Raw genomic sequence first — 23,304 nt, forward strand, 5'->3', positions numbered from 1 at the left:
CTTCAGCTCGAATACGTGGTCAGTGGCCGGTCTCGACGCCGAGTTCGGCGAGCAGCCGGGCGCGCAGCCGGACGAAGCGGGGGTCGGTGATGTCGCGGGGGCGCGGCAGATCGACGGGGCCGGCGTGCGCGATCACGCCGTCGCGCATCACGAGGACGCGGTCGGCGAGCCGGACCGCCTCCTCGACGTCGTGCGTGACCAGAAGTACCGCGCAGCCGTGGCGCTGCCACAGGTCCGCGACCAGGTGCTGGGCCTTGACGCGGGTCAGCGCGTCGAGGGCGCCGAAGGGCTCGTCGAGCAGCAACAGCGCCGGCTCGCGCACGAGCGCCCGGGCCAGCGCGACTCGTTGGGCCTCGCCGCCGGACAGCGTCTTGGGCCAGTCCCCGGCGCGCGCGGCGATGCCGACCTCGTCGAGGTAGCGGGTGGCGAGTCCGCGGTCGGGGCGGCCGGGCAGGCCGAGCACGACGTTGCGCCACACCCGCTTCCACGGCAGCAGCCGCGGCGCCTGGAACGCCACGGCCCGCTCGCGTGGCACGGTGACCTCGCCGGAGATCTCCGTGTCGAGGCCGCTGAGCACGCGCAGCAGGGTGGATTTGCCGCAGCCGCTGTGGCCGAGCAGGGCCACGAACTCCCCGGGGGCGATGGTGAGGTCGAGCCCGTCGATGACGACGCGGCCGTCGAAGGCGCGAGTCAGGCCTCTGACGGTCACGGCGTTCGGCGCGGTGGCGGTGGTATTGGCGTCGTTGGGGGCGGCGGCATTGGTGGCGGCGTCGGCGTCGGCGTCGCGGGTGTCGGGGGCGAGGATTTCGGCGCCGGTCACGGCGATCACGCCCCCTCGAACGACGGGCGCCACGCCAGCACCTTGCCGCTGAGGACGCGCACGACCAGGTCGCACAGCAGCCCCAGGACCGCGTACGTCACGAGGCAGACCACGATGACGTCGGTCTGGAAGAACTCCTCGGCGTTGTTCATCAGGTAGCCGATGCCGTTGGTGGCGTTGATCTGCTCGCCGAACACCAGCGCGAGCCACGCGCTGCCCAGCGCGTAGCGCAGGCCGACCATCGCACCGGGCAGGGCGCCGGGCAGGATGACGTGCCGGACCAGGCCCCAGCGGTTCAGTCCCAGCGTCGAGCCCGCCTCGACGAGCTGCGGGTCGACGGAGCGGATCCCGCCGTGGAGGTTGAAGTAGAGCGGGATCGCCACGCCGAGGGCGACGAGGGCGATCTTCGGGGCCTCGTCGATGCCGAACCAGATGATGAACAGCGGGATCAGCCCGACCCACGGGATGGTGCGGACCATGCCGACCGTCGCGTCCACGAGGTCTTCGCCGAGCCGGAACAGCCCGGCGACGAGCGCCAGGGCGACGGCGATGACCGCGCCGATCGCGAAGCCGATCACGACGCGCTGCCCGGAGGCGTAGATCGCGGAGGGCAGCTGGCCTTTCCGGACCAGTTCCCAGCCCTGCTTGAGCACGTCTTCCGGCGAGGCGAGGGTGGTGGCGGACAGCACGCCGGTCGCGCCGGCGACGTACCAGCCGAACAGCACCAGCAGCGGCCCGAGCGCGCGGCGTGCGGGGCGGGGGACGCGCGGGCCGGGGCGGTGGCGGGCCGGGCGGATGGTGACCAGGTCACGCGCGGCCAGTGCGAGTGCTGGCGCCGGTGCCGGCACCAGTGCGTGTGCCAGTCCCGGCGCCGGTGCCGCGGTGGCTGCTTCGAGCTCTGCGATGTGCGGTGGGGCAGCGGTCACGGTTCTACCTCCTGGGGATCGGATGCGCGTCGTCGTCGCCGACGGGCAGGGTGCACGGTCCCGCGCGGCGTGCTGCCGGGCGGTTTCGGTCAGACCGATGCGGACGTCGCGGACGCCGTGGGAGGTCGCGAGAGAAGTCGCAGAAAAGAGGAAGGGAGCGCGGAAAGCGAAGATCAGCGCATACAGGTGCTGCCGGTGTACGTCATGTTGTCCACGACGTGCCGGCGGACCAGACGCCGGGTCCGATGCCTCATGGTGCGTTAGTTTCACGGCGCTCGCGTGAGTTGTCAAACCACTCACGCATGCTGAGATGCAGCGCTAACCTGGATGTTCACCACGAGAACGGTTCGCCGTTCGACGGAATCAGGGGGCGGACAGGCTCGATGAGCGAAGCATTCGTCACGCAGACGCGCAGCGGTGTGCGGGTGGGCGGCGAGGTGACCACCAAGGACTTGCGCCGGGCTGGATTCCCGTTCCGCTCCGGCCGGATCTGCCTGGACTTCGTCGCCACCGTGGCCAAGCGGCGCCTCGGCGACCGCGAACTCCTGCCGGGGCCGGACGAACTGCGCACCTGGTGCCGCGTCGCGGGACTGCCGGAACCGGAGGACGAGATCACCCCGGACCTCCTCGGCGGCGCCCACGCGCTCCGGGAAGCGCTCTACCGCCTGGCCCGGGCCCGCGTCGACGGCACCACGCACCCGGCCGCGGACATCGAGACCGTCAACGCGGCGGCGGTCGCGGCGGCCGCGCCTCCGACGGCGCTGCTCGGCGCGGACGGGTTCACCGCAGTGCCCTGCGACGGCTCATCACTGGCCGGCATCCTCGCGCTGATCGCCCGTGACGCGATCGACCTTCTCACCGGCCCGTACGCGCTGCGGATCCGGGAGTGCACGGCGCACGACTGCTCGTTGTTCTTCGTCGACCGGTCGCGGCCGGGTTCGCGGCGCTGGTGCACGATGGCGTCGTGCGGGGAGAAGGCGAGTTCGGCGAAGTACCGGCAGCGGCACCCCGGATACCACTGAGGCGGCGGGGGTTCGGCGGATTGCCGAGGTCTTGTGTGCAAACAGCTGAATCAGTGGACGTCCGTCGGCCGGTGCGGAGTGACCGAGCGGCCGTCGGGGAGCAGTTCACCGGTGTCGTCGAAGGTGACGATGCCGTTGCACAGCAGCGACCAGCCCTGCTTCGGGTGCGTGGTGACGATGCTGGCCGCGTCGTGGTCCGGGGCCTGCGCCGGGGGGCAAGCGGGCTGGTGGGTGCAAGTCTGGTGTGGGGGAGCGGGTCTCCTGCTGGTCGTCTTCATGTCGGTTCTCGCCAGGGTCGGGGCGGCGTGGCCGCCGGTTCCATCCTCAGAGGTTACGGCTGCGGGGCGGGGGTGGTGCATCTTCGTGGGTGCTGTCGCGCCGGCCGGGGGGCCTCGTCCCAAGATATTAGGAAAGTTTACTAATGAATAGAGGCAATGGCGGCCGGTAACGTGTGGACCCGGGGGGCTCACCGGTGGCTGTCGAGGAATGTGGGTGGTCGGAGTGGCGAGGGGAACGATCGTTTCGTTCGATCGGATCAAGGGCTACGGGTTCGTGGCGCCGGATTCCGGAGGCGAAGATGTCTTCGTCCACGTGAACGATCTGCTGGACGACAAGAGCATGATCGTCGCGGGCCGGATCGTCGAGTTCACCCCGGACCAGGGCGATCGCGGGCCGAAGGCGTCCAACGTGACCGTGGTGTCCACGGAGCCGGCCCGCTTCCGGCCCGACGCCAGGCGCGCCGGGGCACCGGCCGACGACGGCGACGACATGTGCGACGTGCTGTCAGCGGCGGACCTGGAGCGCGACCTCACCGAGATCCTGCTCCGGACCGAACCGGCGCTGCTCGGATCGCAGATCCTTGACATCAGGAAGCGGGTCGTCGCGCTGGCGCAGTCGCACGGCTGGGCGGATCGCTGACGGATCGCTGACCGCTGACAGAACGGCGCCGCGGGTTCGTGAAACCCGTGGCGCCCTTCGCCGGACCGGGCACCGCGACGGCGCCGGCCGCCGCGCTGACGCCGCTCGGCATCGGCGTCATGAGCAAGGGTGACTTGGTCGCCCTGCATCCGCACGATCCCGGTCGCTGGTCCTGCCGGAGGCATCTCTGCCGGGAGTCATTCAGTCGGGCCTGTTTGCAGGACTTCGTCGGCATCGGGGTCAGCGACCTCCCAACCGAGTGCGTCGGCCAGCCTTACCGCCAGCGCTTGTGCGTTTTCGCCGGCGCGGGGGCGGTCGGAGGAACAGATCAGCTCCACCATGTTGACCCGCTCAGGAACTTTTCCCCTGTGGACGGCATAGTTACCGGCGCTGTCGCACGCGATCAGGGCGAGATGGAGCCAGTCGAGGCTGCCCTCAGCCTCGTAACAGGCCAGGTCGGTCCTCCGAAGCCCGGGCACCGAATCCAGAAGTTCCACCAGCACACGCGCGGGGACGCTCTCGCTGTAGCGGCAGTCCGAGCGAACAGTCAGGTACCTATACACTCCCGCATCCTCGCACCGGACCCGAATCCGTCACCACGACGGGATGCGGATGCCGGCGTTCGGCGTCAACCTCACCATCCTTCCGACCATCGATCCGGTGCCCTGCGACGACTACCGTGCGGTGATCATCGACTCCGGCGCCAAGATCGTGGAAACTGCCGGCCGCAACCCGGCGCCGCACCCCCGGGCCGGACGACGTCCCCGGCCTGGTCCTCATCCCGGCCGCGGACCGCAGGCTGACCATCCCGGTCATCGCCTCGGGCGGCTTCGCCACCGGCGCCGGGCTCGTCGCGGCGCCGGCCCTCGGGGCGTGCGCGATCAACATGGGTACCCGCTTCGAGGCGACCGAGGAGGCGCCGATCCATCCCAATGCGAAGGCGCGGATCGTCGCCAACGACGAACGCGGCAACACCGCCCGAGTCGCCCGCGACACCGTCTCGCAGGACATCGCCCGCATCGGTGCCTGCCCGAGGCCACGTTCGCCGACGTCGCCGACCTGGCCTCCGGCAAGCGCGCCAGGCAGCAGGTGCTCCGCGACGGCGACGTCGAGGGCGGCATGTGGTGGGCCGGTCAGGCGCATGTGAGACAATAGGCACCGGTCGTCCTGGATTCTGCCGGGCGATCCCGGACGAGATGTGCGCCGTACCCGGACTGCCAAGACGACGCTCCTTGGGAGCTGATTCGTCGTGGAACAGGTAGTGCAGATCATCGGTTCGATGCTCGTGTTGGCCGCGTTCGTGGCCGCGCAGAGGGGCTGGCTGAAGCAGCGATCAGCCCGCTATCTCCTTCTCAACTTCGTGGGCTCCACTGTGCTGACCGTCGCGGCTATAGCGGGCAGCCAGTGGGGATTCCTGCTGCTGGAAGGCGTCTGGGCACTGGTGTCGGGTGCGGGTCTGCTCGCGATGGTCCGTGGCTCAGGCGCCGACCTTCGCCAGTAGCGCCGCCGCGGCCTTGCCGGTCGGATCGGCCGTCACCGCCACGGTCTCCCAGAGCGGCACGTCCCCGGCCAGCGGGATGAACCGCACGCGGTCGGTCTTCACCGTGAACGACTGCGGGACCAGCGCGACGCCCAGGCCGAAGGAGACCAGGTCCAGCAGCGAGTGCACGTCCGAGGCCTCCAGCGCGACCCGGCGCTCGACGCCGGCCTCGGCCAGGACCCGGTCGGCCAGGTCGCGCGTTCCCCAGTCCGCGGTGAAGTCGACGAACCGCTCGTCGCCGAGGTCCTGGAGCTTGACCTCGTCGCAGTCGGCGAACCGGTGGTCCAGGGCACAGCCCAGGACCAGCGGCTCGCGGTCCAGCGCGCTGACCACGACCTCCTCCGGGATCTGCCGGGGCCGCGAGACGAAGGCGATGTCCAGGCTTCCGGTGCGGACCCGGTCGATCAGATCGCCGGAGCCGCCGTGGCGCAGGCTCACCTCCAGCCCGGGGTGCTCCCGCACGAACCCGGCCAGCAACGCGGGGACGTGCACCGCGTGCAGGCACTGCAACGAGCCGACCGACAGCGTGCCCCGCAGCAGCCCCCGCACCGCCGCGACCGCGCCCTTGGCGGCGTCGCCGGCCGCCAGCGTCTTGCGCGCCTCCACCAGCAGCGCCTGGCCCTCTGCGGTGAGCCGCACCTGGCGCGTGCTGCGCAGGAACAGCGGCGCGCCGAGCTCGCGCTCCAGCGACCGGATCGACGCCGACAGCCCGGACTGGGCGATGTGCAGGCGCTTGGCCGCGCGGGTGAAATGGCAGTCCTCGGCGACGGCCACGAAGTGCTCGAGTTGGCGCAGTTCCACGCCGGTCCCCATCTCATCAGCCACGGAAATCATCAGCCACGGAGCTCAGGAGCATTCAGCAGAGCCGGTGCTCAATGACATCGGGAACTCGTGTTGGACAGTACTAATTCCCGATGGCGAGGCTTGAGGGGAAGCACAGCGACGCTGAACGACGCAGAGCGACGCAGAACGAACGCGAGACGCAGAACGAACGCGAGACGCAGGACCGGGAGAGGAACAGCCATGAAGACCCGCCGCATCGGCGACACCGCCGTCAGCGCCATCGGGCTCGGCGGCATGCCGATGTCCATCGAGGGCCGCCCCGACGAGCAGCGCTCCGTCGCCACGATCCACGCCGCCCTCGAAGCCGGCGTCACGCTCATCGACACCGCCGACGCCTACCACCTGTTCGCCGACGAGGTCGGCCACAACGAGAGCCTGATCGCCCGCGCGCTGGCCTCCTACGGCGGCGACACCTCGGACGTGCTGGTCGCCACCAAGGGCGGACACCTGCGGCCCGGCGACGGCACCTGGACGCAGGACGGTTCGCCCGCGTACCTGAAGCAGGCGTGCGAGGCCTCGCTGAAGCGGCTCGGCGTGGAGGCCATCGGGCTGTACCAGTTCCACCGGCCCGACCCGAAGGTCCCGTACGAGGATTCGATCGGCGCCATCCGCGACCTGCTGGACGAGGGCAAGATCCGGCAGGCGGGCATCTCCAACGCGAGCACGCAGCAGATCCAGCTCGCCAACGAGATCCTGGGCGGCCGGCTGGTGAGCGTGCAGAACCAGTTCTCGCCGCGGTTCCGGAGCAGCGAGGAGGAGCTTCAGCTGTGCGCCGTGCTGGGGCTGGCGTTCCTGCCGTGGAGTCCGCTCGGCGGGATCTCGCAGGCCGCCGGGCTGGGCTCCCGGTTCGACGCGTTCGCCGAGGTGGGGGCCGCGCACGGGGTGAGCCCGCAGCAGGCGTGCCTGGCGTGGATGCTGGCCAAGGCGCCGGTCGTGATCCCGATCCCCGGGTCCTCGCGTCCGGAGACGATCCGCGACTCGGTCGCGGCGGCGGATCTGGTGCTGTCGGCGGGGGAGTTCGCTCGGCTGGACGCTGTATGAGCGACCCGGCTGCCTCGGGCGCGCCGACTGCTGCGGCCGCGTCGGCCGTTCCGGCGGCCCTCGCGGTTCCGGCGGTTCCGGCTGTCCCGGCCGTCCCGGCGGCTCCGGTCACCTTCGGCATCGTCGGCCGCGGCTGGCGCGCGGACTTCTTCGCGCGCCTGGCCGCGCTGCTGCCCGAGCGGCTGACGCTGGTCGGCGCGGCGGTGCGGCGGGCCGACGCCGCGGAGGAGGTCGCGCGCCGGTGGAGCGTGCCGGCGTACCTCTCGCCCGCCGAGCTCATCGCGAAACAGCACCCTGACTTCGTGGTGGTCTGCGTGCCGTGGCCGGCGACGCCGGAGATCACCGCGGCGCTCGTCGGCGACGGGGTCCGGGTGCTGGCCGAGACGCCGCCGGCGCCGGACGCCGACGGGCTGCGGGCGCTGTGGGCGCGGGTCGGCGGCCGGGAGATGGTGCAGGTGGCCGAGCAGTACCTGCTGCTGCCGGGGCACGCCGCGCGGCGCGAGCTCGTGCGCCGGGGCGTGATCGGGCAGCCGACCTCTGTTCAGGTCAGCTCCACGCACGGCTACCACGCCGTCTCGATGATCAGAGGCCTGCTGGGCGCGGGCTTCGGACCGGTCCGCGTCACCGCTTCCCAGTTCACCGCGCCGCTGCTGGACCCCCTGAACCGCGACGGCTGGACCGGTGAGGAGACCCCGAAGGACGCCGTCACCACGCTCGCGACGTTCGACTTCGGCGACGGCCGCTCGGGCCTGTACGACTTCACCGACAACCAGTGGCACAACCGCCTGCGGCTGCGCCGGATCCTGGTCCGCGGCAGCCTCGGCGAGCTCGCCGACGACACGGTCGTGCGCTGGGGCGGGCCGCGGACGGTGCTCAGGTCCACGATCGTGCGCTCGCAGCTGGGCCACGACCTGAACCTGGACGGCCACGACACCGAGCACCTGTCGTTCGACGGCGACGTCGTCTGGCACAACCCGTTCGCCGGGCTGCGCCTGATGGACGAGGAGATCGCGATCGCGACCCTGCTGACCGCGACCGCCGACTGGGCCCGGGACGCGGGACCGGCGCCGTATCCGCTGGCCGAGGCGTGCCAGGACCATCTGGTCTCGCTGGCCGTCGACCAAGCGGCGGCGACGGGATCGGGTGTCGTCACCGAGGTCGAGCCGTGGGGGAGCGTCTGAAATCACGCTGGTAGGACGCTCGCGGCCGCCGCGTGACTGTTCTCTCCGTTTGCCGCATCCATCGCAGTCCATGAGGGTGGGAAGCAGTCCCTACGCGAAGGAGACGACGTCCGATGACAGACGCGCAGCCCAACCCGACGACCACCGACGCGGGGATCCCGGTCGCCAGCGACGAGCACTCGCTCACCGCCGGCCCGGACGGCCCGATCCTGCTGCACGACCACTACCTGATCGAGCAGATGGCCGGCTTCAACCGGGAACGCGTCCCCGAACGGCAGCCGCACGCCAAGGGCGGCGGCGCGTTCGGCCGGTTCGAGGTCACCGGGGACGTCAGCGCGTACACCAAGGCCGTCGTGTTCCAGCCGGGCACCACGACGGACCTGGTCGCGCGGTTCTCCACGGTCGCCGGGGAGCACGGCAGCCCGGACACCTGGCGGGACCCGCGCGGCTTCGCGCTGAAGTTCTACACCGCCGACGGCAACTACGACATGGTCGGGAACAACACCCCGGTGTTCTTCATCCGCGACCCGCTGAAGTTCCAGCACTTCATCCGCTCGCAGAAGCGCCGCGCCGACAACAACCTGCGCGACCACGACATGCAGTGGGACTTCTGGACCCTGTCGCCGGAGTCGGCGCACCAGGTCACCTGGCTGATGGGGGACCGCGGCATCCCGCGCAGCTGGCGGCATATGAACGGGTATTCGAGCCATACCTACATGTGGGTCAACGCGGCCGGCGAGCAGTTCTGGGTGAAGTACCACTTCCTCACCGACCAGGGCGTCGAGTTCCTGCCCCAGGACGAGGCCGACCGGCTCGCCGGGTCGGACGGCGACTACCACGTCCGTGACCTCTGGACGGCGATCAGCGGCGGCGACCACCCGTCGTGGACGCTGAAGGTGCAGATCATGCCCTACGCGGACGCCGCCGGGTACCGCTTCAACCCCTTCGACCTGACGAAGGTGTGGCCGCACAAGGACTACCCGCTGGTCGAGGTCGGCCGGATGACGCTGGACCGCAACCCGGTCGACTACCACTCGCAGATCGAGCAGCTGGCGGTCGAGCCGAGCAACCTGATCCCCGGCATCGGCCCGAGTCCGGACAAGATGCTGCTCGGCCGCATGTTCGCCTACCCCGACGCGCACCGCGCGCGCATCGGCGTGAACTACACCCAGCTGCCGGTCAACGCCCCGATCACCCCGCCGCACAACTACAGCACCGCCGGCCGCATGCGCTACCACTACGCCTCGGACCCGGTCTACGCCCCGAACTCCAAGGGCGGCCCGCACGCCGACCCCGCGCGCTCCGCCGAACCCGCGGGCTGGCCGGTCGACGGCGAGATGGTGCGCGCCGCCGCCGCGCTGCACGCCGAGGACGACGACTGGGGGCAGGCCGGCACGCTGGTCCGGGAGGTGCTGGACGACGCCGCGCGGGAGCGGCTGGTCGGCAACGTGGTCGGGCATCTGCTGGACGGGGTGAGCGATCCGGTGCTGGAGCGCGCGTTCGAGTACTGGCGGAACGTGGACGCCGAGATCGGTCGGCGGATCGAGGAGGGCGTTCGGGCCGGGCGGAAGTGAGCTGAGGCGCGGTCCGGCCGCTCACCCGTGCGCTGTCCGTCAGCAACGGGTGGCGGCCGTCGCCGCGCTGGTGCTGGTGCTGGTGCCTGCGCGATGCGACGCCGCCGAGCGCTGACATCCGCAAACCGTGGGGGGAATGGTCATGGTCAAGAGATCGTGGTTTCGTGCCTTGATTCTCGCGCTGTGCGCAGTACTGCTCATCCCTGGACAAGCGTTCGCGACTCCAGGCGCGTTGCTGTGGGTGAATCCCACCAACGCTTCCCAGGCCGCCGTCGGGCCGACGGTCGTGAACGGCATCGCCTACTACGGCGAGGGCTCGGGCCCGCTCTCCGCCTGGAACGCCGCCACCGGCGCGCTGCTGTGGAGCTATCAGATCCCCGGCCGGACCGGGATCAACGGTGCGCCGGCCGTCGCGGGCAACACGGTGTACGTCGGCGGGGTCGGCGGTTCCGTCGCCGCGCTGAACGCCACGACCGGCGCGGTCCAGTGGGTCAACGCGACCAACGCCTCTGAATCGGGCATCGGGCCGACGGTCGTGAACGGCATCGTGTACTACGGCTCCGGAAACGGTCCGATGTACGCCTGGAATGCCACCACCGGCGCGCAGCTGTGGAGCTACCAGATCCCGGGTCGCAGCGGCATCGAAGGGGCGCCGACGGTCGTCGGCAACACCGTGTATCTGGGCGGGTTCGGCGGTTCGGTCGCGGCACTGAACGCCACGACCGGCGCCGTGCAGTGGGTCGCCGTGACCAACGCCTCCGAGACCGGGATCGGCCCGACAGTGGTCAACGGCGTGGTCTACTACGGTTCCGGAAGCGGCCCCATGCGTGCTTGGGACGCGACCACCGGCGCTCTGCTGTGGAGCTACCAGATCCCCGGCCGCACCGGGATCAACGGTGCGCCGACCATCGTGGGCGGCACGGTGTACCTGGGCGGCGTCGGCGGTTCCATCGCCGCGCTGAACGCCACGACCGGCGCGGTGCAGTGGGTCGACTCGACCAACGCATCTGAATCGGGCATCGGGCCGACGGTCGTCGGCGGCATCGCCTACTACGGCGAGGGCAGCGGGCCGCTGTACGCCTTTAACGCCGGCACCGGAGCACAGCTCTGGAACTACCAGATCCCCGGCCGCACCGGGATCAACGGATGGCCCGTCGTCGTCGGCACGACCGTCTACGTCGGGGGCATCGGCGGCTCCATCGCCGCGGTGAACAGCGCCACCGGCACGGCCGCGTGGGTGGCGTCCACCAACGCCTCCGAATCCGGCATCGGACCCGTCGTCGTGAACGGCGACGCCTACTACGGCGAGGGCAGCGGCCCGCTGTACGCCTGGAACGCCGGCACCGGGGCCCTGCTCTGGAACTACCAGATCCCCGGCCGGACCGGCATCAACGGCGCGCCGGCCGTCGTCGGCAACGTCCTCTACGCCGGGGGCTGGGGCGGATCCATCGCCGCGCTCAGCACGGTGTGAGCGGGGAGCGCGCCGGGTGACCGGACACCGGCTCGTGGCGCCCTCGAACGGGTGGTGGTAGGGACAGGCGCAGCCTGGTTCGCTACGGTAGTGGATATGGCCGAAGCTGCTGTGGTGCGCCGACTGCCCGACCCGGACCCGCTCCTGGGCGCCGAGCCGATGCCCGACACCGTGTTCGAGGACCTGCTGGCCGACTCCGACGACCGCAACGGCGAGGCCTACCAGGCCATCGCCGACGCCGAGGCCACCTGGTCGTGACGTCGTGACCTTCCGGCTCACGCCCGAGCAGATCTGCCGCGTGAACCAGGTCTGCGGGGGCGACGGCGTCCCGCGCGACCCGGCGATACTGCCCGTCGTGCTCTCCGTCGCCTACGGCGTCGTGTGGTCGCCGCGCACCCGCGGCTGGGAGCTGGAGTACCCCGACCCGCTGGACCGGGCCGTGCACCTGGTCATAGACCTGATCCGGTACCGCACCTTCGCGACCTCGAACACCACCACCGCGATCCGGGTCGCCGACGTCCTGCTGGCCGCCGACGGCATCGTGCTCACGCTGGACCCCGAGCACGCCGCCCTGTGGGCCGAGCAGTGCGCGCACGACCACATGCGCGCACCGGCGTGGATGAAGCAGTGGCTCTCGCCGTGGATCAAGCGGCCCGAGTAGCGTCCCGGGCCGCATCCTTCAGAGCTCTGCGGATGCCTAGGGCTCTATAGATCCCTCAGAGCCCCAGGTTCCCGAAGATGCTCGTCTCGAAGGCGCAGACGGCGTAGGTGCTGTCGGCGTCGTACTGCTCGCTGTGGGAGTAGGAGCGCACGCTCGTGCCTGTGCTCTTCTGCAGGAAGTACGTGGTCCCCGGCGGCAGCGTGAACGACGTCTTCGGGTAGTCGATGCTGGTGTCGCTGCACGCGTTCTGCTGCCCTTCGGTATCGCTGCCATAGGCCTTGCAGCTGGAGCAGGCGTCGATGTTGATCGTGCCGGTGGCGGGGCCGGTGTAGAGGATCTGCATCGGGTCGGGGCTGTCGTTCGCGATGGTGATGCTGACGCTTCCGCCGCTGGTGAGGGTGGGCACGACCTTGCCCGCGTCGGCGTCCTGCTGCGCGATCTGCGCGGCGATGCTGAACTTCTGCGCCAGCGCCTTGTTGGGGTCGTCGGGGTAGGTGCTGACGAAGGTGTCCATCGCGCTCTGGGCGTCGGGGAACTTGCCGTTCTTGTAGTCGGACACCGCGCAGTCGTAGCTGCCGGACTCGATGTCGCCGCCGTCGGTGGCGACGTCCTTCTTCAGGGCGTCGGAGACGGCGCCCGCGTTGCTGGTGAGCGCCTTGACCTGGGTCCCGAGCCCGGTGAGCGTGGCGGTGGCGGAGCACGGGTCGGATCCGGTGAGACCGCTGGCGGCCCCGCCGATCGCGGCGGCGACGGCGGGCTCGACCTTGCCGGCCTGCGCCGAGCTGGGGAACGTGGACAGCAGGAGGTTGAGGTCCTGCGCCGCCGTCGGGTCCGCGTTGGCGCCCAGGGCGCTCACGCCGCACTCGTAGAGCGAAGTGGCCAGCGGATCGTCGGGGGAGGCGGCCAGCGGCCCGAGGTCGCTCGTGCTGATCGTCGCGTCGGGCAGCGAGCGCAGGAACGTCAGCGGCTCGATCGCGCCGCAGTAGTCGTGGTTGCTGTAGGGGGCGCTGACGTGCTGGTAGAACGCGGCGAGCCGGGACGGCACCTGCTTGGCGGCGCGCGACGTGCGGTGGTGGTCGAGCAGGTCCTGGTAGGTCCCCAGGGCTGTGAGGTACTCGGGCTCGGCGGTGGAGGACGACTGGGTCTCGGCCGTGGCGATGGTCGCGTCGGCCTGCGCCAGGCGGCTCAGCAGCATCCGCTGGACGGCCTCCTGGCGCGCGTTGTCGTACAGGATCGTCCCGCAGATCGGCACCACGAGCAGGACGATCGCCAGGCCGAAGGCCAGCTGCGGGCTCGCCGGCCAGATCAGTGTCCTGCGACGGCTGAGCACGGCGGCCCGGGCCGCGGCGAGGAGCAGGAACAGCAGGTAGATGACGACCACGGCGACCGGGACGCCGTTCGGCTTGGCGGGCAGGGCGATCAGGAGCAGCAGCCCGGTCGCGAGCCAGCACGCCAGCGCTCCCCGCCAGCGGCGGATCAGCACGTGGCCCAGGCCCAGGCCGCTGAGGTTCAGCAGCGCCGCGGCCGCGGCGCGCCACCGGTCCCCCGGCCCGAGGGGCGGGAGCGGCGGGGGCGCGACGGGCATGGGAATGGGCATGCCGGGCATGCCTGGCATGCCGGGCATGGGCGCGACGGGTGGCGCCGGCGGCAGGGACTCGGCGGGTTGAGCCGGCGGCGAGCCCAGGAAATGCGGCGGGATGTAAGCGGTCGGCCTGCTGGGCGTCGGCGTCGGCTGATCGGCCTGCGGCGTCTGACCGATGTGTGCCGGCTGGTCGATGTGCAGCGTCTGATCGGTCTGGGGCGGCTGCGGGCCCTCCCCGATACCGTCCCGCGGCTCCTCGGTCATATCCACGCCCCCTGAATCTGTGTCCTGATAACGCCGTTGCCCGTGCCGCCGGCGCACTGCAAGTACACCGGTCCTCACCTGGCTCGGGCAATGTCGAAACGGTCTCGATGTCGCCGGAACCGGTGGTTTCCTGTTGCCAACGGCCCGCGCTCCGGACGCGGGGACGCTCGATCAGCGGCCCGCAGCCTCTCTGTCACCGGCGGTCGATACATTCCTTGCGCCCGAGCAGCAGACCTCCAGGAGCGGAGCGGATCTCATGACATCGACAGCGCCTTCGGCGACGGAACCCGGCGCGTGGGACGCCACCCTCGGCCAGGCCTTCCAGCTGCTCCTCGGCGGAAAGCCGGAGGAGGACCCCGCCGCCGTGTACGCGGTCTACTACGCCGACGACTCCATCGACGAGTTCTTGTTCCCCAACACCTGGGCCACACCCGAGGGCCTGGCCGACCCCGAGCCCGCGGACCTGCCATTCCCGGGCGCCGACGAGTACCCGTTCTCCCCGGCGATGTGGCGGATCGACTTCAGCGAGTCGCTGTTCCACTTCGACGGCCAACTCCTCGACGCGACAGGCCCCTGGGGCGAGGACGGCCACAAGAGCCCGCGCCCCTTCAGCGACGACTTCGTCGCCGACCTCCAAGCCGCCGCGATCGAAGGCGCCACCGACCTGACCCTACGCGGCGCGGACCTGGCCCCGCTCCTCGCCCGCCACGCCGTCGACCTGACCCACGAGCGCGCCACACAGCTCAACTCCTGGCTGACCATCCTGTTCCGAGTGGCGACCGACGGCACCCTCGCCCACGCGATGCAGGCCGCGACCTACACCAACCAAGGCCCCGACCACCTGGTGCCCTTCGACGACGAAGGCTACGTCGACACCGCCGAGCCCCGCTGGGAGGAGGCGCTGAGCGCACTCCCGCACCCCGCCCTCCGCGACCACCTCCGCATGCTCTGCCTCGACGCCGACGGCGCCCGCTGCTGCGGCGCCTACTACTGCGGCACCGAGAGGTGGCCTGTGGGTACTTACGTCCTGGACGAGATCGGCAGCTCCCTGATCGCCGGCTGGGAGTTCGGCGAATCGCAGGCCGGGACTGCCGTGGTGCGGCTGCCGAGCGGGGCGGACGCGGGCTGAGCTGGGGGACAGGCGATTTTTGCGGCCTCGCGGGGGACGCAGTTTGGTGGAGCGCCGCTGGTTGCGCTGGCGGCTAGCGGGCACGCCCATGCGCCAGCTCGGGCTGGCGGCGGGCACGGGCACGACCGGGCACCGGCTCGCGCTGGCGGCTGGCGGCGAGAACGGGACGGCCACGCACCGGTGCGTGCTGGAGGTCGGGGGGAGTGAGGGCACGACCATGCTGGTGGCTGGTGGCTGGTGGCTGGCGGTGAGCGCCAGCGCGTGCTGGTGGCCGGCGGCGGCTATGGGCACGACCATGCACAGGCTTGCGCTCGCGGCGGGCACGACCGGGCACAGGCTTGAGCTGGCGGCTGGCGGTGGGCGCCAGCTCGGGCTGGCGGCGAGCACGGGCACGGCCATGCACCGGCTCGCATTGGCGGCCGGCACGACCGGGCGCCGGCTTGAGCTGGCGGCTGGCGGTGGGCGCCAGCGCGTGCTGGTGGCCGGCGGCGAGAACGGGACGGCCAGGCACCGGCGCGCGCTGGTGGTCGGGGCAGCGACCATGCTGCGGTGCGGTGTCTTCCGGCGGCTAGTGGCTGGCGTCGGCGGCGCGGCAATCGGGCCGGTGTGGCCAGGCTGCCGGCGTCGGCGAGCACACATCGGATCTGATCACCAGGTCTTCTCCGGCATCGTCGGCGGGTCCTGCCCGACGAGCCCGTCGAGCGCCTCCCGGAGCAAGTCGGCGTGGCCGACGTGCCGGGCGTACTCGTCGTGCAGGTCGGCCGCGATCCGGCGCAGGTTCGGTCGCGCGCCGTCCTCGCCGGTCGTGAACTCGGCGAGCTGATCCAGCCCGCCGTCCCGGGCCAGCGCCGCGGCCATTGCCGTGCGCGAGTGCTCGGCGGCGGTGCTCCACAGTGCGTACAGGGCCTCGGGCGCGTCGTCGGCCGCGGTGCGCCAGGCCCAGTCGGGGTCGCTGTGGTCGGCCACGTTCAGGGGCGGGCCGGGCGCCTCGCCCGTGAAGTCGATCGTGTAGCGCTCCTCGACGAGGGCCAGGTGCTTGAGGAGGCCGCCGAGTGTCATTCGCGACGGTGGTAGGGGCCGGTTCAGTGCGGCTGCGTCGAGGCCGGCGCACTTCCAGGCGAGTTGGGCGCGGGAGCGGTCGAGCAGGTACAGCACTGTCTCGATCTCGCTGGCGGTCATCGGCGGTTCGGTGACGGTCGCCGGCGTGGGGTGTTCGGTCATGCGCGCTACCGTAGGACCGATTCCTGACGTTTTCCGTCCGGGATATCGGCGTCGCTGCGAGATTTCGCGCGCGAGATTCAAGGAGAGGCGAGTGCCCCCTGAGGCGAGCCCGCTGGCCCGGGCCCTGCTAGCGCTCGAGCTCATCCAGGCGCGCCCCGGCATCACCGCCGGTCAGCTGGCGGCCGACCTGGGTGTGTCGGAACGCGCCGTCCGCCGCGGCATCGGTACGCTGCGCGACGCCGGCGTCCCGATCGAGTCCCGAAGCGGACCCTACGGCGGTTACCACGCCGGCCGCGGCCTGCGGCTGCCGCCCCTGACCTTCACCGCGGCCGAGGCCTTGAGCCTGGTCATGGCGGCGCTCGATGGCCACCACGACGCCGCCGACCCCGCCGGGCTGGTCGGCCGCGCCCTCGGCAAGATCACCCGAGCGCTGCCCGAGCAGGTCGCCGTGCGTGCCGAAGCCGTCCGGCAGGCCACCGCGGCCGCGCCCGACCGCACCGCCGCCCGCCCCGACCCGGACACCGTCACCGCCCTCGTCCAGGCCTGCTCACAGACCCGGCGCACCCGCCTGGCGTACCGGTCCGAGGCCGGCCGGCACCGGGACATCGACGTCGACCCCTGGGCCGTCGTCGTCCGTCACGCCCGCTGGTACCTCCTGTGCTGGTCGCACACCTCCGACGCCCGCCGCGCGTACCGCGTCGACCGCATCCAGACGGTCGAACTGCTCCACACCGCCTTCGACCCGCCGCCCGCCGATCTCGATCCCGTCGCGGCGTTGGAGGAGCACCTGGCCGCCGGCTGGAAATACCCCACCGAGCTGGTCATCCAGGCGCCGATCGAGGAGGTGGCGGCACAGTGCCCGCGGGTCCTGGGCACGCTGCACCCCCTCGACCCTGACTCCTGCCGGCTCACCGGCACGACGGGCAACCCCTACTGGTACGTCCAGCAGCTCACTGCGATCCCGGTGCCGTACCGGATCGTCGGCGGCCCCGAGCTCCGCCACGTCGCGCATGAGCTGGGCCAACGCCTGATCGCCGCCACAGCCTGAAATCCGGGATCCGGGCTAGCCGGGATCCGGGCTATCCGGCCGTCGTATCGACGGCGTCTTCGCTCTCCCGAGCCGCGCCGGCGATCGCATTGTCGATGAGCACGGCGGCGATGGCGGCGGCCGTAGGAAAGGATTCGGCGTTCAAAACCAAGGTGCGAGCCGCCGCGCCGTCAAGCAGGAGCGCAAGCTGTTCGCCGAGCCGCTCGGGGTCGGCGGCCCCGGCCTCGCGGGCGGTTTCGGCCAGTCGCCCGGCGATGGCCGCCTTGTACTCGCGTGCGTATTGGGCCGCGGGGTGTTCGGGGTCGTGGAGTTCGACGGCCGCCGCGATGTACGGGCACATCGGCGTCAGCTCCTCCGTCCCGGACGCGGGCAGCTCGAATGCGGCGAGCAGCCGTTCGCGGGGCGTGAGATCGGTCCGGTTGAACACCGAGGGCATGACGTCGGGATCGAACTGCCGCAGGTACTCGGAGACGAGTTCGTCCTTTCCGGCGAAGTGCTGATAGGCCGTCCGCTTCGAGACCTGGGCCATCGCGCACAGTTCGTCCATCCCGGTGCGGTTGATGCCCTGATCGCGGAACAGTTGCCGGGACGCGGTAACGATGCGCTCGCGTGCGCCCCGGCCCCGGCGTCGGCCCTGGGGGCCCTTCTCCAACTCCTCCGTGCCCACTTCCATGTCCTCAGTCTAGCGCCGCCGGGTACGGATCGGTGTACATAACTTGCGTCCCCGGTCGACTCCTCGATACGTTAAGTACACAGCCCGGTGTACATAACATCCGCGCTGCTCCGAATACCCGTCGTTCAATGGAGTGACCATGGGAAAGCTCGATGGCAAGGTAGCGGTGATCACCGGCGGATCGACCGGCATGGCGCTGGCCGGCGCCCGGCTGTTCGTCGAAGAGGGGGCGCACGTCTTCATCCAGGGTCGGCGCCAGGACGCGCTCGACGAAGCCGTCGCGCTGATCGGCCGGAACGTGACCGCCGTGCAGGGCGACGCGGCCGACCTCGACGACCTCGACCGCCTCTACGAGACGGTCGGGAAGGAGAAAGGCTCGATCGACGTCCTCTGGGCGAGCGCCGGAACGGGGGAGCAGGCCAGGCTCGGCGAGATCACCGAAGCCCAGTTCCACGACGCCTTCTCGCTCAACGCACGCGGCACGCTGTTCACCGTGCAGAAGGCGCTGCCGCTGCTCAACGACGGCGCCTCGATCTTCATGACCGGCTCGAACGCCTCACTCCGGGGCTTCCCCGGCTGGAGCGTGTACGCCGGCAGCAAAGCCGTCCAGCAGGCTTGGGCCCGCGTCTGGCTCAACGAGCTCAAGGACCGCCGCATCCGCGTGAACGTGCTCACCCCCGGCCAGGTCGCCACCGCCAAGCAGGAAGAGCTCTTCGACGAGGCGACCAAGAAAGCGTTCGAATCCCTGATCCCGCGCGGAGAGATGGGCCGCCCGGAAGAGATCGCGACCGTCGCGCTGTTCCTCGCCTCCGACGACTCCAGCTACGTCAACGGCATGGAACTGGTCACCGACGGCGGCACCACCGTCATTTGAACCGAACTGAACCGCACCGCACCGAACCGAAGGCAGGGGCACGTCCCGTGGCCGGAAAGCCTTCACAGCGAAGGCTTTCCGGCCAGAAGCAGAGCCAAGCCCCGCGAGATCAGGCCTTAGCCGTCACCCGCTGCGTGTTGTACCCCTCGACCAGCAGCTCCGGCTTCCCCGAAGGCAGCGCACTCTCCGGGAAGGAAACGGAAAGCGTGCGCGACTCACCGGGCAGCAGCCAGAGATAGTTGTCCTCATAAAGCGTCGGCAGCACGCGCTCACCGGAGTGCGAGTCCAGCAGCGACAGCCGCACCATGGCCGCGACCGACGAGCCGTGGTTGCGAACGGTCGCGGTCGCCTGCCGACGCCCGTCACCGCTGCTCTTCGTGCCGCTGATCGAGGCGGCGATCCGCGTCTGCTGCGCCGCGTTCAACGCCTGCATCGCAGACGGCGCGTTGTATCGCCAGTACGTGTTCTCCGACAGCGTGTGGCCGGCGGCGTCCTGCAGTGTCAGACGCAGCAAGTGCAGATCCGGCAGCGCGCCACCGAACGGCACGACGAACGCCTTCGCACTGTCCGCCGCCTTGACATCAATCGCAGAGCTCTGCGTCGCCCCGAGCTGCCGCCCGGACAGGTCGTAGAGCCGGGCCGAGACCGTCGCGCCGGGCAGCGCGGCGGGCGTGTGGTTCAGCGCGACGACCTGCCAGTCGACCGGATCGGCCTGCACGTGAACCGGTTCGCACGCGCTGCGCGCCCCGTAGTACATCCCGTTGACGTCGAAGTCGTAGTCATACGTCTGCCACACGGTGCTGTGCCACGCCGGGTGCGACATCCACAGCATCAGTCCACTGGCATCCGCCCACAGGTTCGCGTTCCAGGCCTCGAACATCGCCCGGGCGTTCTCGTAGTTGACGAACTGCGCCTTGCGCGTGAAGTCGGCGAGGTTGTCCGAGGGCTGCAAGCGGGCCTCGATGGCGGCCACGTACTGCCCCGGCGCCTGGTTCCCGTACTGACTCCAGTCGTGGTAGTACCACGGACCGCCGATCGGCCACGCGGGCTCGTCCCCGGCCATGTTCTGCATGCTCTGCGCCGTGGACACGACCGGCATGCCGATCTCGGTGTGGAAGCCGAAACTACGGCTGCCGTACGTCGTCGGATCGAAGTACCGCGCCGGCTCCACCCAGTTGTACGGACCGCCGCCGGTGATGTTCCCGCCCGCCGAATTGCTCTGGTAGAGCGTGCCGGGCGCGCCGTTCGTGACGGCCGTCCGCATGCCCGCGTCGATGGCCTGCGGCGGGTTCCCCTCGTTCGCGCCGCACCAGATGACGATGCTCGGGTGGATGCGGTAGCGCAGCACCGTGTCGGCGGCGAGGGTGTTGAACGCGTCGTGGTCCGGCGGGTCCATGCCCCACGCGTTCGGGAAGTCGTTCCAGACCAGCAGCCCGAACTCGTCGCAGGCCGCGAAGAACTCCTCGCGGTCGCTGGAGGCGACCCAGTTGCGGATCATCGTGAAGTTCATGTCGCGGTGCATCCGGACCGCCGCGTCCATCCGCTCGGCGGGCATCCGGCGCAGCAGTTCGTCGAAGCCCCAGTTCCCGCCTCGACACAGTACCCTGACACCGTTCACGCTGATCTTCAACGACTCCGGCGCGAGGCCGACCGTCTTGACGTCCGTCCACGCCGAGCCGTCGTCGGAGACCTGGACCACGTACGTCTTCGGATACGCCGCCTCCCACAGGATCGCCACCTTGTCGAAGGTGCGCGCCGATCCGAGGTCGACCTGGATCCACTGGGCGTCGGCGTAGGAAGAGGACCAGCGGGTGCCGCTGTCGCCGTCGGTGGCGTTGACCGCCGGGTTGGACGGGTCCTCGCTCGACGCTGTCGTCGGCTGGTGCAGGGCCAGGTCCGTGCCGGGCACGGCGCTGTTCAATACCGACAGCGTCCAGAGCGAGTTGCCCCAACTGGTCTCACGCAGGCCGCAGTTGATCCGCACGTAGCGGCCGGACACGGCGGGGAACGACTCGACGTCCAGGCTCGCGTCGCCGCCGTTGAACGGCAGCGGGACCGCGGTGTTGTCCACACTGGCCGCGTCGGTCCACGTCGTGCCGTCCACCGAGACCTGCACGCCGTAGGTGCGCGCGTACGCCTGCTCCCAGGTGACGGCGACCTGGTCGAAGGCCTGCGCGGAGCCCAGATCGACCTGGATCCACTGGCCGTCCGCGTAGTCGGACGACCAGCGCGTGCCGGCGTCGCCGTCGGTGACGTTGGCGGCCGGGTTGGAGGGGTCCTGGCTCGACGCTGTCGCCGGCTTGTGCACCGCCAGGTCGGTGCCGGGTGTGGCGCTGTTCAGGACGGCCAGCGTCCAGATGGAGAAGCCCCAACCGGTCGCGCGCGCCTCGCAGTTGATCCGCACGTAGCGCGCCTGCTGCGCTCCCAGCTGCACGGTCTGGGTGTAGGCGTCTGGCGTGGCGACAAAGGGCAGCGGGGTCTTGTATTCGTAGTCGAACTGCCGGATGCCGAAGCGGGTCGTGCGCTGGTCGCTGGTCTGGCCGTCGACCGCGACGGTCAGCGACAGGTCGTGCAGCTTCGCCTCGCCGTAGCCGTTGGGCCACCACAGCTGCGGATTGTGCAGCTTCAGTTGGGGGAACGCGGCCGGTGCGAACGTGACGTCGAGGCTCTGACCCGCCGCAACCGTGACGGTCTGCGCGATCCGGACGCCGTCGAAGGACGCTGTCACGGTCGCGCTGCGCGCGGCGGAGGCGGCGTTGCGCACGGGGACCACGACGGTCAGCTCGGCGCTGGAAGTGTCGGGCAGCGCGGGCAGCGCCGTGTCCACGCGCGGGTCGCCGACCAGCACGTCCCCGGTGGCGCGCAGCCGCACGTGGTTCCAGATGCCGCTGGCCCGGTCGCGGACGGCCGGCATCCAGTCCCAGCCCGAGACCGACAGGTAGGTGGGGGAGTTCTGGTTCATCATCTGCGCGCCGGCGTCGACCCACGACTGCCCGGCCGTGCCCTTGTCGCCGGGGCTGCCCGGGACGGGCATCGGGGTGATCTTCACCGCGAGCGACTGCGGTCCGGGGACCAGGTGCGAGGTGACGTCGATCGCGGCGCGGGCGTACGGGTAGGTGAGGCTGCCTACTTGGGTGCCGTTGAGGAAGACGTCGGCGTGGTGGTTGACGCCGTCGAACTCCAGCAAGATCCGTCGGCCGGTGCCCGCGCCGGTGCCGGTGCCGGCGTTGAGGCCGTGCGGGAGGGCGAAGTCGCGCTTGTACCACCAGGAGTGGCGCGAGAGCGCTTCGGGGATCCGCAGGTTGTCGAACCCCGCGACCGGATCGGGCAGGTGCCCCTGCTCGACGAGCGAGGCCAGGACGGTGCCCGGGACGGTGGCCGGCAGCCATCCGCCGGTGTCGACGGTCGGCTGCGACAGGGCGGTTCCGTCGCCCGGGGCCCAGTCGTCCATCGTCAGGACCCAGCCGGATTCCAGCGGCACCGTGCCGTCGGCGGCGACTTTCAGGTCCGGGGCGTGGTGGTCGTGCCGGCCCCAGTCGGTCCAGCCGGTGGCGTGCGGGCGGGGGCCGGGGGCGGTGCCGTAGACCTCGAAACCGTTGAGGCCGAGCGGGTTCGCGTCGGAGCGCTTGGTCGCCGTGAGCCGGATCCAGCGTGCTGAGACCGGGGTGGCCAGATCGATCTGCACGGTGCCGCCGGTGCCCGACGAGGTCTGGTACACGCTCGTCCACGACTTCTTGTCCGAGGAGACCTCGACCTGGAACGCCACCGCGTAGCTGGAGAGCAGTTCCTGTCCGGTGGTGCCGTCGGACCAGTTGCCCGAGGTCGGCTTGACGAACACCGGGTCGCCCGCGGCGGCCTCGAAGGTCAGGTGGACCGACGTCACCTGGCAGACCGACTGCAGATCGACCGATATCCACTGCGGATCGCCGGTCGCGGCGCGCCAGCCGGTGCCCCGGACTCCGGCGGAGGACACCCGGTCGACGGCGAAGGCGCCGGGGGTGGGTGCGTAGTCCGTGGAGGAGACCTCGACCGGGCGGTACAGGGCCAGTTCGCCGGGCGTCGGCGTCGGGCGCGACGCGTTCACCGACTGGGCCGCGGTGCCGGCGGCGGTGGGGTCGGCGGCCGCGAATCCGGTGGCGGGGAAGGCGGCGTCGAGCGAGAAGCCCGCCAACAGCGACGCCCCTGCGGTGATGACGCTCCGCCGCGAAGCGTGGAAGGGCTGATCGGCCTGTGGTGCCATGTACGGACGTCCATTCTCGAGGGTCGAATGACAACGTTGTCGCCGCGTGAGGGGGATTTAACTAGGGCGTCGAGTCCAGTGTCAAGGTTCCCCTTTGACTCCGGTCGCCGGTGTTAGAGGTTTGACGTGCAGGTTCTCCGGCGAGGAGCGGATAGTTACGGAACTCCACGCACGAGGCGGAGCCCTTGAGGCGAACCTGACAACGTTATCGGAGCCGTCCGGCTACCCTGGTGCCACAACCGAAGCCAAGAAGGGGTGGTCCAGGTGCGGCAGGAC

General features: G+C 70.8%; 21 protein-coding genes, 1 pseudogene and 1 riboswitch. Of the genes and pseudogenes, 13 read left to right on the plus strand and 9 right to left on the minus strand.

Features of this window, described 5'->3' with window-relative positions; translation table 11 throughout:
• Positions 1 to 19: 19 nt before the first annotated feature.
• Both ABH920_RS22380 and ABH920_RS22385 read right to left on the minus strand, forming a co-directional pair.
• The gene (locus ABH920_RS22380) at positions 20 to 709 is read right to left on the minus strand and encodes an ABC transporter ATP-binding protein (protein ID WP_370351230.1); all 690 of its coding nucleotides are present in this window, start codon (positions 707 to 709) and stop codon (positions 20 to 22) included.
• A gap of 116 nt (positions 710 to 825) precedes the next feature.
• Positions 826 to 1,746, minus strand: coding sequence for an ABC transporter permease (locus ABH920_RS22385; protein ID WP_370351031.1), 921 nt, complete (start codon positions 1,744 to 1,746; stop codon positions 826 to 828).
• Positions 1,747 to 2,129: 383 nt separating this feature from the next.
• On the opposite strand from ABH920_RS22385, the gene ABH920_RS22390 reads away from it, so the two are divergent.
• Positions 2,130 to 2,768 carry an ABATE domain-containing protein gene (locus ABH920_RS22390; RefSeq protein WP_370351032.1) on the plus strand — a complete coding sequence of 213 codons (639 nt, stop codon included), beginning with the start codon at positions 2,130 to 2,132 and terminating at the stop codon, positions 2,766 to 2,768.
• 50 nt (positions 2,769 to 2,818) lie between these two features.
• Here ABH920_RS22390 and ABH920_RS22395 read toward each other — a convergent pair whose 3' ends face one another.
• Positions 2,819 to 3,046: a DUF5999 family protein gene (locus ABH920_RS22395; protein ID WP_370351033.1), complete on the minus strand. Its 228-nt coding sequence runs from the start codon at positions 3,044 to 3,046 to the stop codon at positions 2,819 to 2,821.
• Positions 3,047 to 3,269: 223 nt separating this feature from the next.
• Here ABH920_RS22395 and ABH920_RS22400 point away from each other — a divergent pair, with 223 nt between their 5' ends.
• Positions 3,270 to 3,686 (plus strand): cold-shock protein, encoded by a 417-nt coding sequence (locus tag ABH920_RS22400; protein WP_370351034.1) that lies wholly within the window; start codon positions 3,270 to 3,272, stop codon positions 3,684 to 3,686.
• A gap of 197 nt (positions 3,687 to 3,883) precedes the next feature.
• Here ABH920_RS22400 and ABH920_RS22405 read toward each other — a convergent pair whose 3' ends face one another.
• Positions 3,884 to 4,183 carry a hypothetical protein gene (locus ABH920_RS22405; protein WP_370351035.1) on the minus strand — a complete coding sequence of 100 codons (300 nt, stop codon included), beginning with the start codon at positions 4,181 to 4,183 and terminating at the stop codon, positions 3,884 to 3,886.
• A 124-nt stretch (positions 4,184 to 4,307) separates the two neighbouring features.
• Between ABH920_RS22405 and ABH920_RS22410 the strand changes: the two are divergent.
• Both ABH920_RS22410 and ABH920_RS22415 read left to right on the plus strand, forming a co-directional pair.
• Positions 4,308 to 4,826: pseudogene (locus ABH920_RS22410) on the plus strand (NAD(P)H-dependent flavin oxidoreductase); the annotation flags it as partial.
• Positions 4,827 to 4,844: 18 nt separating this feature from the next.
• A riboswitch (guanidine-III (ykkC-III) riboswitch) is annotated at positions 4,845 to 4,918 on the plus strand.
• Positions 4,919 to 4,935: 17 nt separating this feature from the next.
• Positions 4,936 to 5,187 (plus strand): hypothetical protein, encoded by a 252-nt coding sequence (locus ABH920_RS22415; RefSeq protein WP_370351036.1) that lies wholly within the window; start codon positions 4,936 to 4,938, stop codon positions 5,185 to 5,187.
• Here ABH920_RS22415 and ABH920_RS22420 read toward each other — a convergent pair.
• The gene (locus ABH920_RS22420) at positions 5,164 to 6,051 is read right to left on the minus strand and encodes a LysR family transcriptional regulator (RefSeq protein ID WP_370351037.1); all 888 of its coding nucleotides are present in this window, start codon (positions 6,049 to 6,051) and stop codon (positions 5,164 to 5,166) included. The two genes, ABH920_RS22415 and ABH920_RS22420, sit on opposite strands and share 24 nt — an antisense overlap.
• Before the next feature lie 198 nt (positions 6,052 to 6,249).
• Here ABH920_RS22420 and ABH920_RS22425 point away from each other — a divergent pair, with 198 nt between their 5' ends.
• The 6 genes from ABH920_RS22425 to ABH920_RS22450 all read left to right on the plus strand — a co-directional run bounded on the left by ABH920_RS22425 (position 6,250) and on the right by ABH920_RS22450 (position 11,997).
• A complete protein-coding gene (locus tag ABH920_RS22425; RefSeq protein WP_370351038.1) occupies positions 6,250 to 7,110 on the plus strand; it encodes an aldo/keto reductase in 861 nt (286 codons plus the stop codon).
• On the plus strand, positions 7,107 to 8,291 hold the full coding sequence (locus ABH920_RS22430; protein ID WP_370351039.1) for a Gfo/Idh/MocA family protein: 1,185 nt from the start codon (positions 7,107 to 7,109) through the stop codon (positions 8,289 to 8,291). Before ABH920_RS22425 ends, ABH920_RS22430 begins: the two co-directional genes overlap by 4 nt.
• Before the next feature lie 113 nt (positions 8,292 to 8,404).
• Entirely contained in the window at positions 8,405 to 9,865 is a 1,461-nt protein-coding gene (locus ABH920_RS22435) for a catalase (RefSeq protein WP_370351040.1), read from the plus strand.
• A gap of 142 nt (positions 9,866 to 10,007) precedes the next feature.
• A complete protein-coding gene (locus ABH920_RS22440; protein ID WP_370351041.1) occupies positions 10,008 to 11,336 on the plus strand; it encodes a PQQ-binding-like beta-propeller repeat protein in 1,329 nt (442 codons plus the stop codon).
• 96 nt (positions 11,337 to 11,432) lie between these two features.
• The gene (locus ABH920_RS22445) at positions 11,433 to 11,594 is read left to right on the plus strand and encodes a hypothetical protein (protein WP_194915845.1); all 162 of its coding nucleotides are present in this window, start codon (positions 11,433 to 11,435) and stop codon (positions 11,592 to 11,594) included.
• Positions 11,595 to 11,598: 4 nt separating this feature from the next.
• Positions 11,599 to 11,997, plus strand: coding sequence for a hypothetical protein (locus tag ABH920_RS22450; RefSeq protein ID WP_370351042.1), 399 nt, complete (start codon positions 11,599 to 11,601; stop codon positions 11,995 to 11,997).
• Between the two features lie 55 nt (positions 11,998 to 12,052).
• Here the strand turns inward: ABH920_RS22450 and ABH920_RS22455 are convergent, their stop codons facing one another.
• Positions 12,053 to 13,843, minus strand: a complete 1,791-nt coding sequence (locus ABH920_RS22455; RefSeq protein WP_370351043.1) for a hypothetical protein — start codon at positions 13,841 to 13,843, stop codon at positions 12,053 to 12,055.
• A 256-nt stretch (positions 13,844 to 14,099) separates the two neighbouring features.
• Here ABH920_RS22455 and ABH920_RS22460 point away from each other — a divergent pair, with 256 nt between their 5' ends.
• On the plus strand, positions 14,100 to 14,972 hold the full coding sequence (locus ABH920_RS22460; protein WP_370351044.1) for a hypothetical protein: 873 nt from the start codon (positions 14,100 to 14,102) through the stop codon (positions 14,970 to 14,972).
• A gap of 648 nt (positions 14,973 to 15,620) precedes the next feature.
• Here ABH920_RS22460 and ABH920_RS22465 read toward each other — a convergent pair.
• Positions 15,621 to 16,193 (minus strand): DUF664 domain-containing protein, encoded by a 573-nt coding sequence (locus tag ABH920_RS22465; protein WP_370351045.1) that lies wholly within the window; start codon positions 16,191 to 16,193, stop codon positions 15,621 to 15,623.
• 91 nt (positions 16,194 to 16,284) lie between these two features.
• On the opposite strand from ABH920_RS22465, the gene ABH920_RS22470 reads away from it, so the two are divergent.
• Positions 16,285 to 17,241, plus strand: coding sequence for a helix-turn-helix transcriptional regulator (locus ABH920_RS22470; protein ID WP_370351046.1), 957 nt, complete (start codon positions 16,285 to 16,287; stop codon positions 17,239 to 17,241).
• 31 nt (positions 17,242 to 17,272) lie between these two features.
• Here ABH920_RS22470 and ABH920_RS22475 read toward each other — a convergent pair whose 3' ends face one another.
• The gene (locus ABH920_RS22475) at positions 17,273 to 17,914 is read right to left on the minus strand and encodes a TetR/AcrR family transcriptional regulator (RefSeq protein WP_370351047.1); all 642 of its coding nucleotides are present in this window, start codon (positions 17,912 to 17,914) and stop codon (positions 17,273 to 17,275) included.
• 139 nt (positions 17,915 to 18,053) lie between these two features.
• On the opposite strand from ABH920_RS22475, the gene ABH920_RS22480 reads away from it, so the two are divergent.
• Positions 18,054 to 18,788: an SDR family NAD(P)-dependent oxidoreductase gene (locus ABH920_RS22480; protein ID WP_370351048.1), complete on the plus strand. Its 735-nt coding sequence runs from the start codon at positions 18,054 to 18,056 to the stop codon at positions 18,786 to 18,788.
• Between the two features lie 109 nt (positions 18,789 to 18,897).
• Here the strand turns inward: ABH920_RS22480 and ABH920_RS22485 are convergent, their stop codons facing one another.
• Positions 18,898 to 23,028: a discoidin domain-containing protein gene (locus tag ABH920_RS22485; RefSeq protein ID WP_370351049.1), complete on the minus strand. Its 4,131-nt coding sequence runs from the start codon at positions 23,026 to 23,028 to the stop codon at positions 18,898 to 18,900.
• Positions 23,029 to 23,304: the final 276 nt, after the last annotated feature.

This window comes from Catenulispora sp. EB89 (assembly GCF_041261445.1).
Taxonomy (GTDB): Bacteria; Actinomycetota; Actinomycetes; order Streptomycetales; family Catenulisporaceae; genus Catenulispora.

Excerpts from the sequence above, each read along its gene's own strand:
- ABH920_RS22390 (WP_370351032.1), top strand. The coding sequence starts at position 2,130 with ATGAGCGAAGCATTCGTCACGCAGACGCGCAGCGGTGTGCGGGTGGGC.
- ABH920_RS22395 (WP_370351033.1), bottom strand. The coding sequence starts at position 3,046 with ATGAAGACGACCAGCAGGAGACCCGCTCCCCCACACCAGACTTGCACC.
- ABH920_RS22425 (WP_370351038.1), top strand. The coding sequence starts at position 6,250 with ATGAAGACCCGCCGCATCGGCGACACCGCCGTCAGCGCCATCGGGCTC.
- ABH920_RS22430 (WP_370351039.1), top strand. The coding sequence starts at position 7,107 with ATGAGCGACCCGGCTGCCTCGGGCGCGCCGACTGCTGCGGCCGCGTCG.
- ABH920_RS22435 (WP_370351040.1), top strand. The coding sequence starts at position 8,405 with ATGACAGACGCGCAGCCCAACCCGACGACCACCGACGCGGGGATCCCG.
- ABH920_RS22440 (WP_370351041.1), top strand. The coding sequence starts at position 10,008 with ATGGTCAAGAGATCGTGGTTTCGTGCCTTGATTCTCGCGCTGTGCGCA.
- ABH920_RS22445 (WP_194915845.1), top strand. The coding sequence starts at position 11,433 with ATGGCCGAAGCTGCTGTGGTGCGCCGACTGCCCGACCCGGACCCGCTC.
- ABH920_RS22455 (WP_370351043.1), bottom strand. The coding sequence starts at position 13,843 with ATGACCGAGGAGCCGCGGGACGGTATCGGGGAGGGCCCGCAGCCGCCC.
- ABH920_RS22460 (WP_370351044.1), top strand. The coding sequence starts at position 14,100 with ATGACATCGACAGCGCCTTCGGCGACGGAACCCGGCGCGTGGGACGCC.
- ABH920_RS22465 (WP_370351045.1), bottom strand. The coding sequence starts at position 16,193 with ATGACCGAACACCCCACGCCGGCGACCGTCACCGAACCGCCGATGACC.
- ABH920_RS22475 (WP_370351047.1), bottom strand. The coding sequence starts at position 17,914 with ATGGAAGTGGGCACGGAGGAGTTGGAGAAGGGCCCCCAGGGCCGACGC.
- ABH920_RS22480 (WP_370351048.1), top strand. The coding sequence starts at position 18,054 with ATGGGAAAGCTCGATGGCAAGGTAGCGGTGATCACCGGCGGATCGACC.
- ABH920_RS22485 (WP_370351049.1), bottom strand. The coding sequence starts at position 23,028 with ATGGCACCACAGGCCGATCAGCCCTTCCACGCTTCGCGGCGGAGCGTC.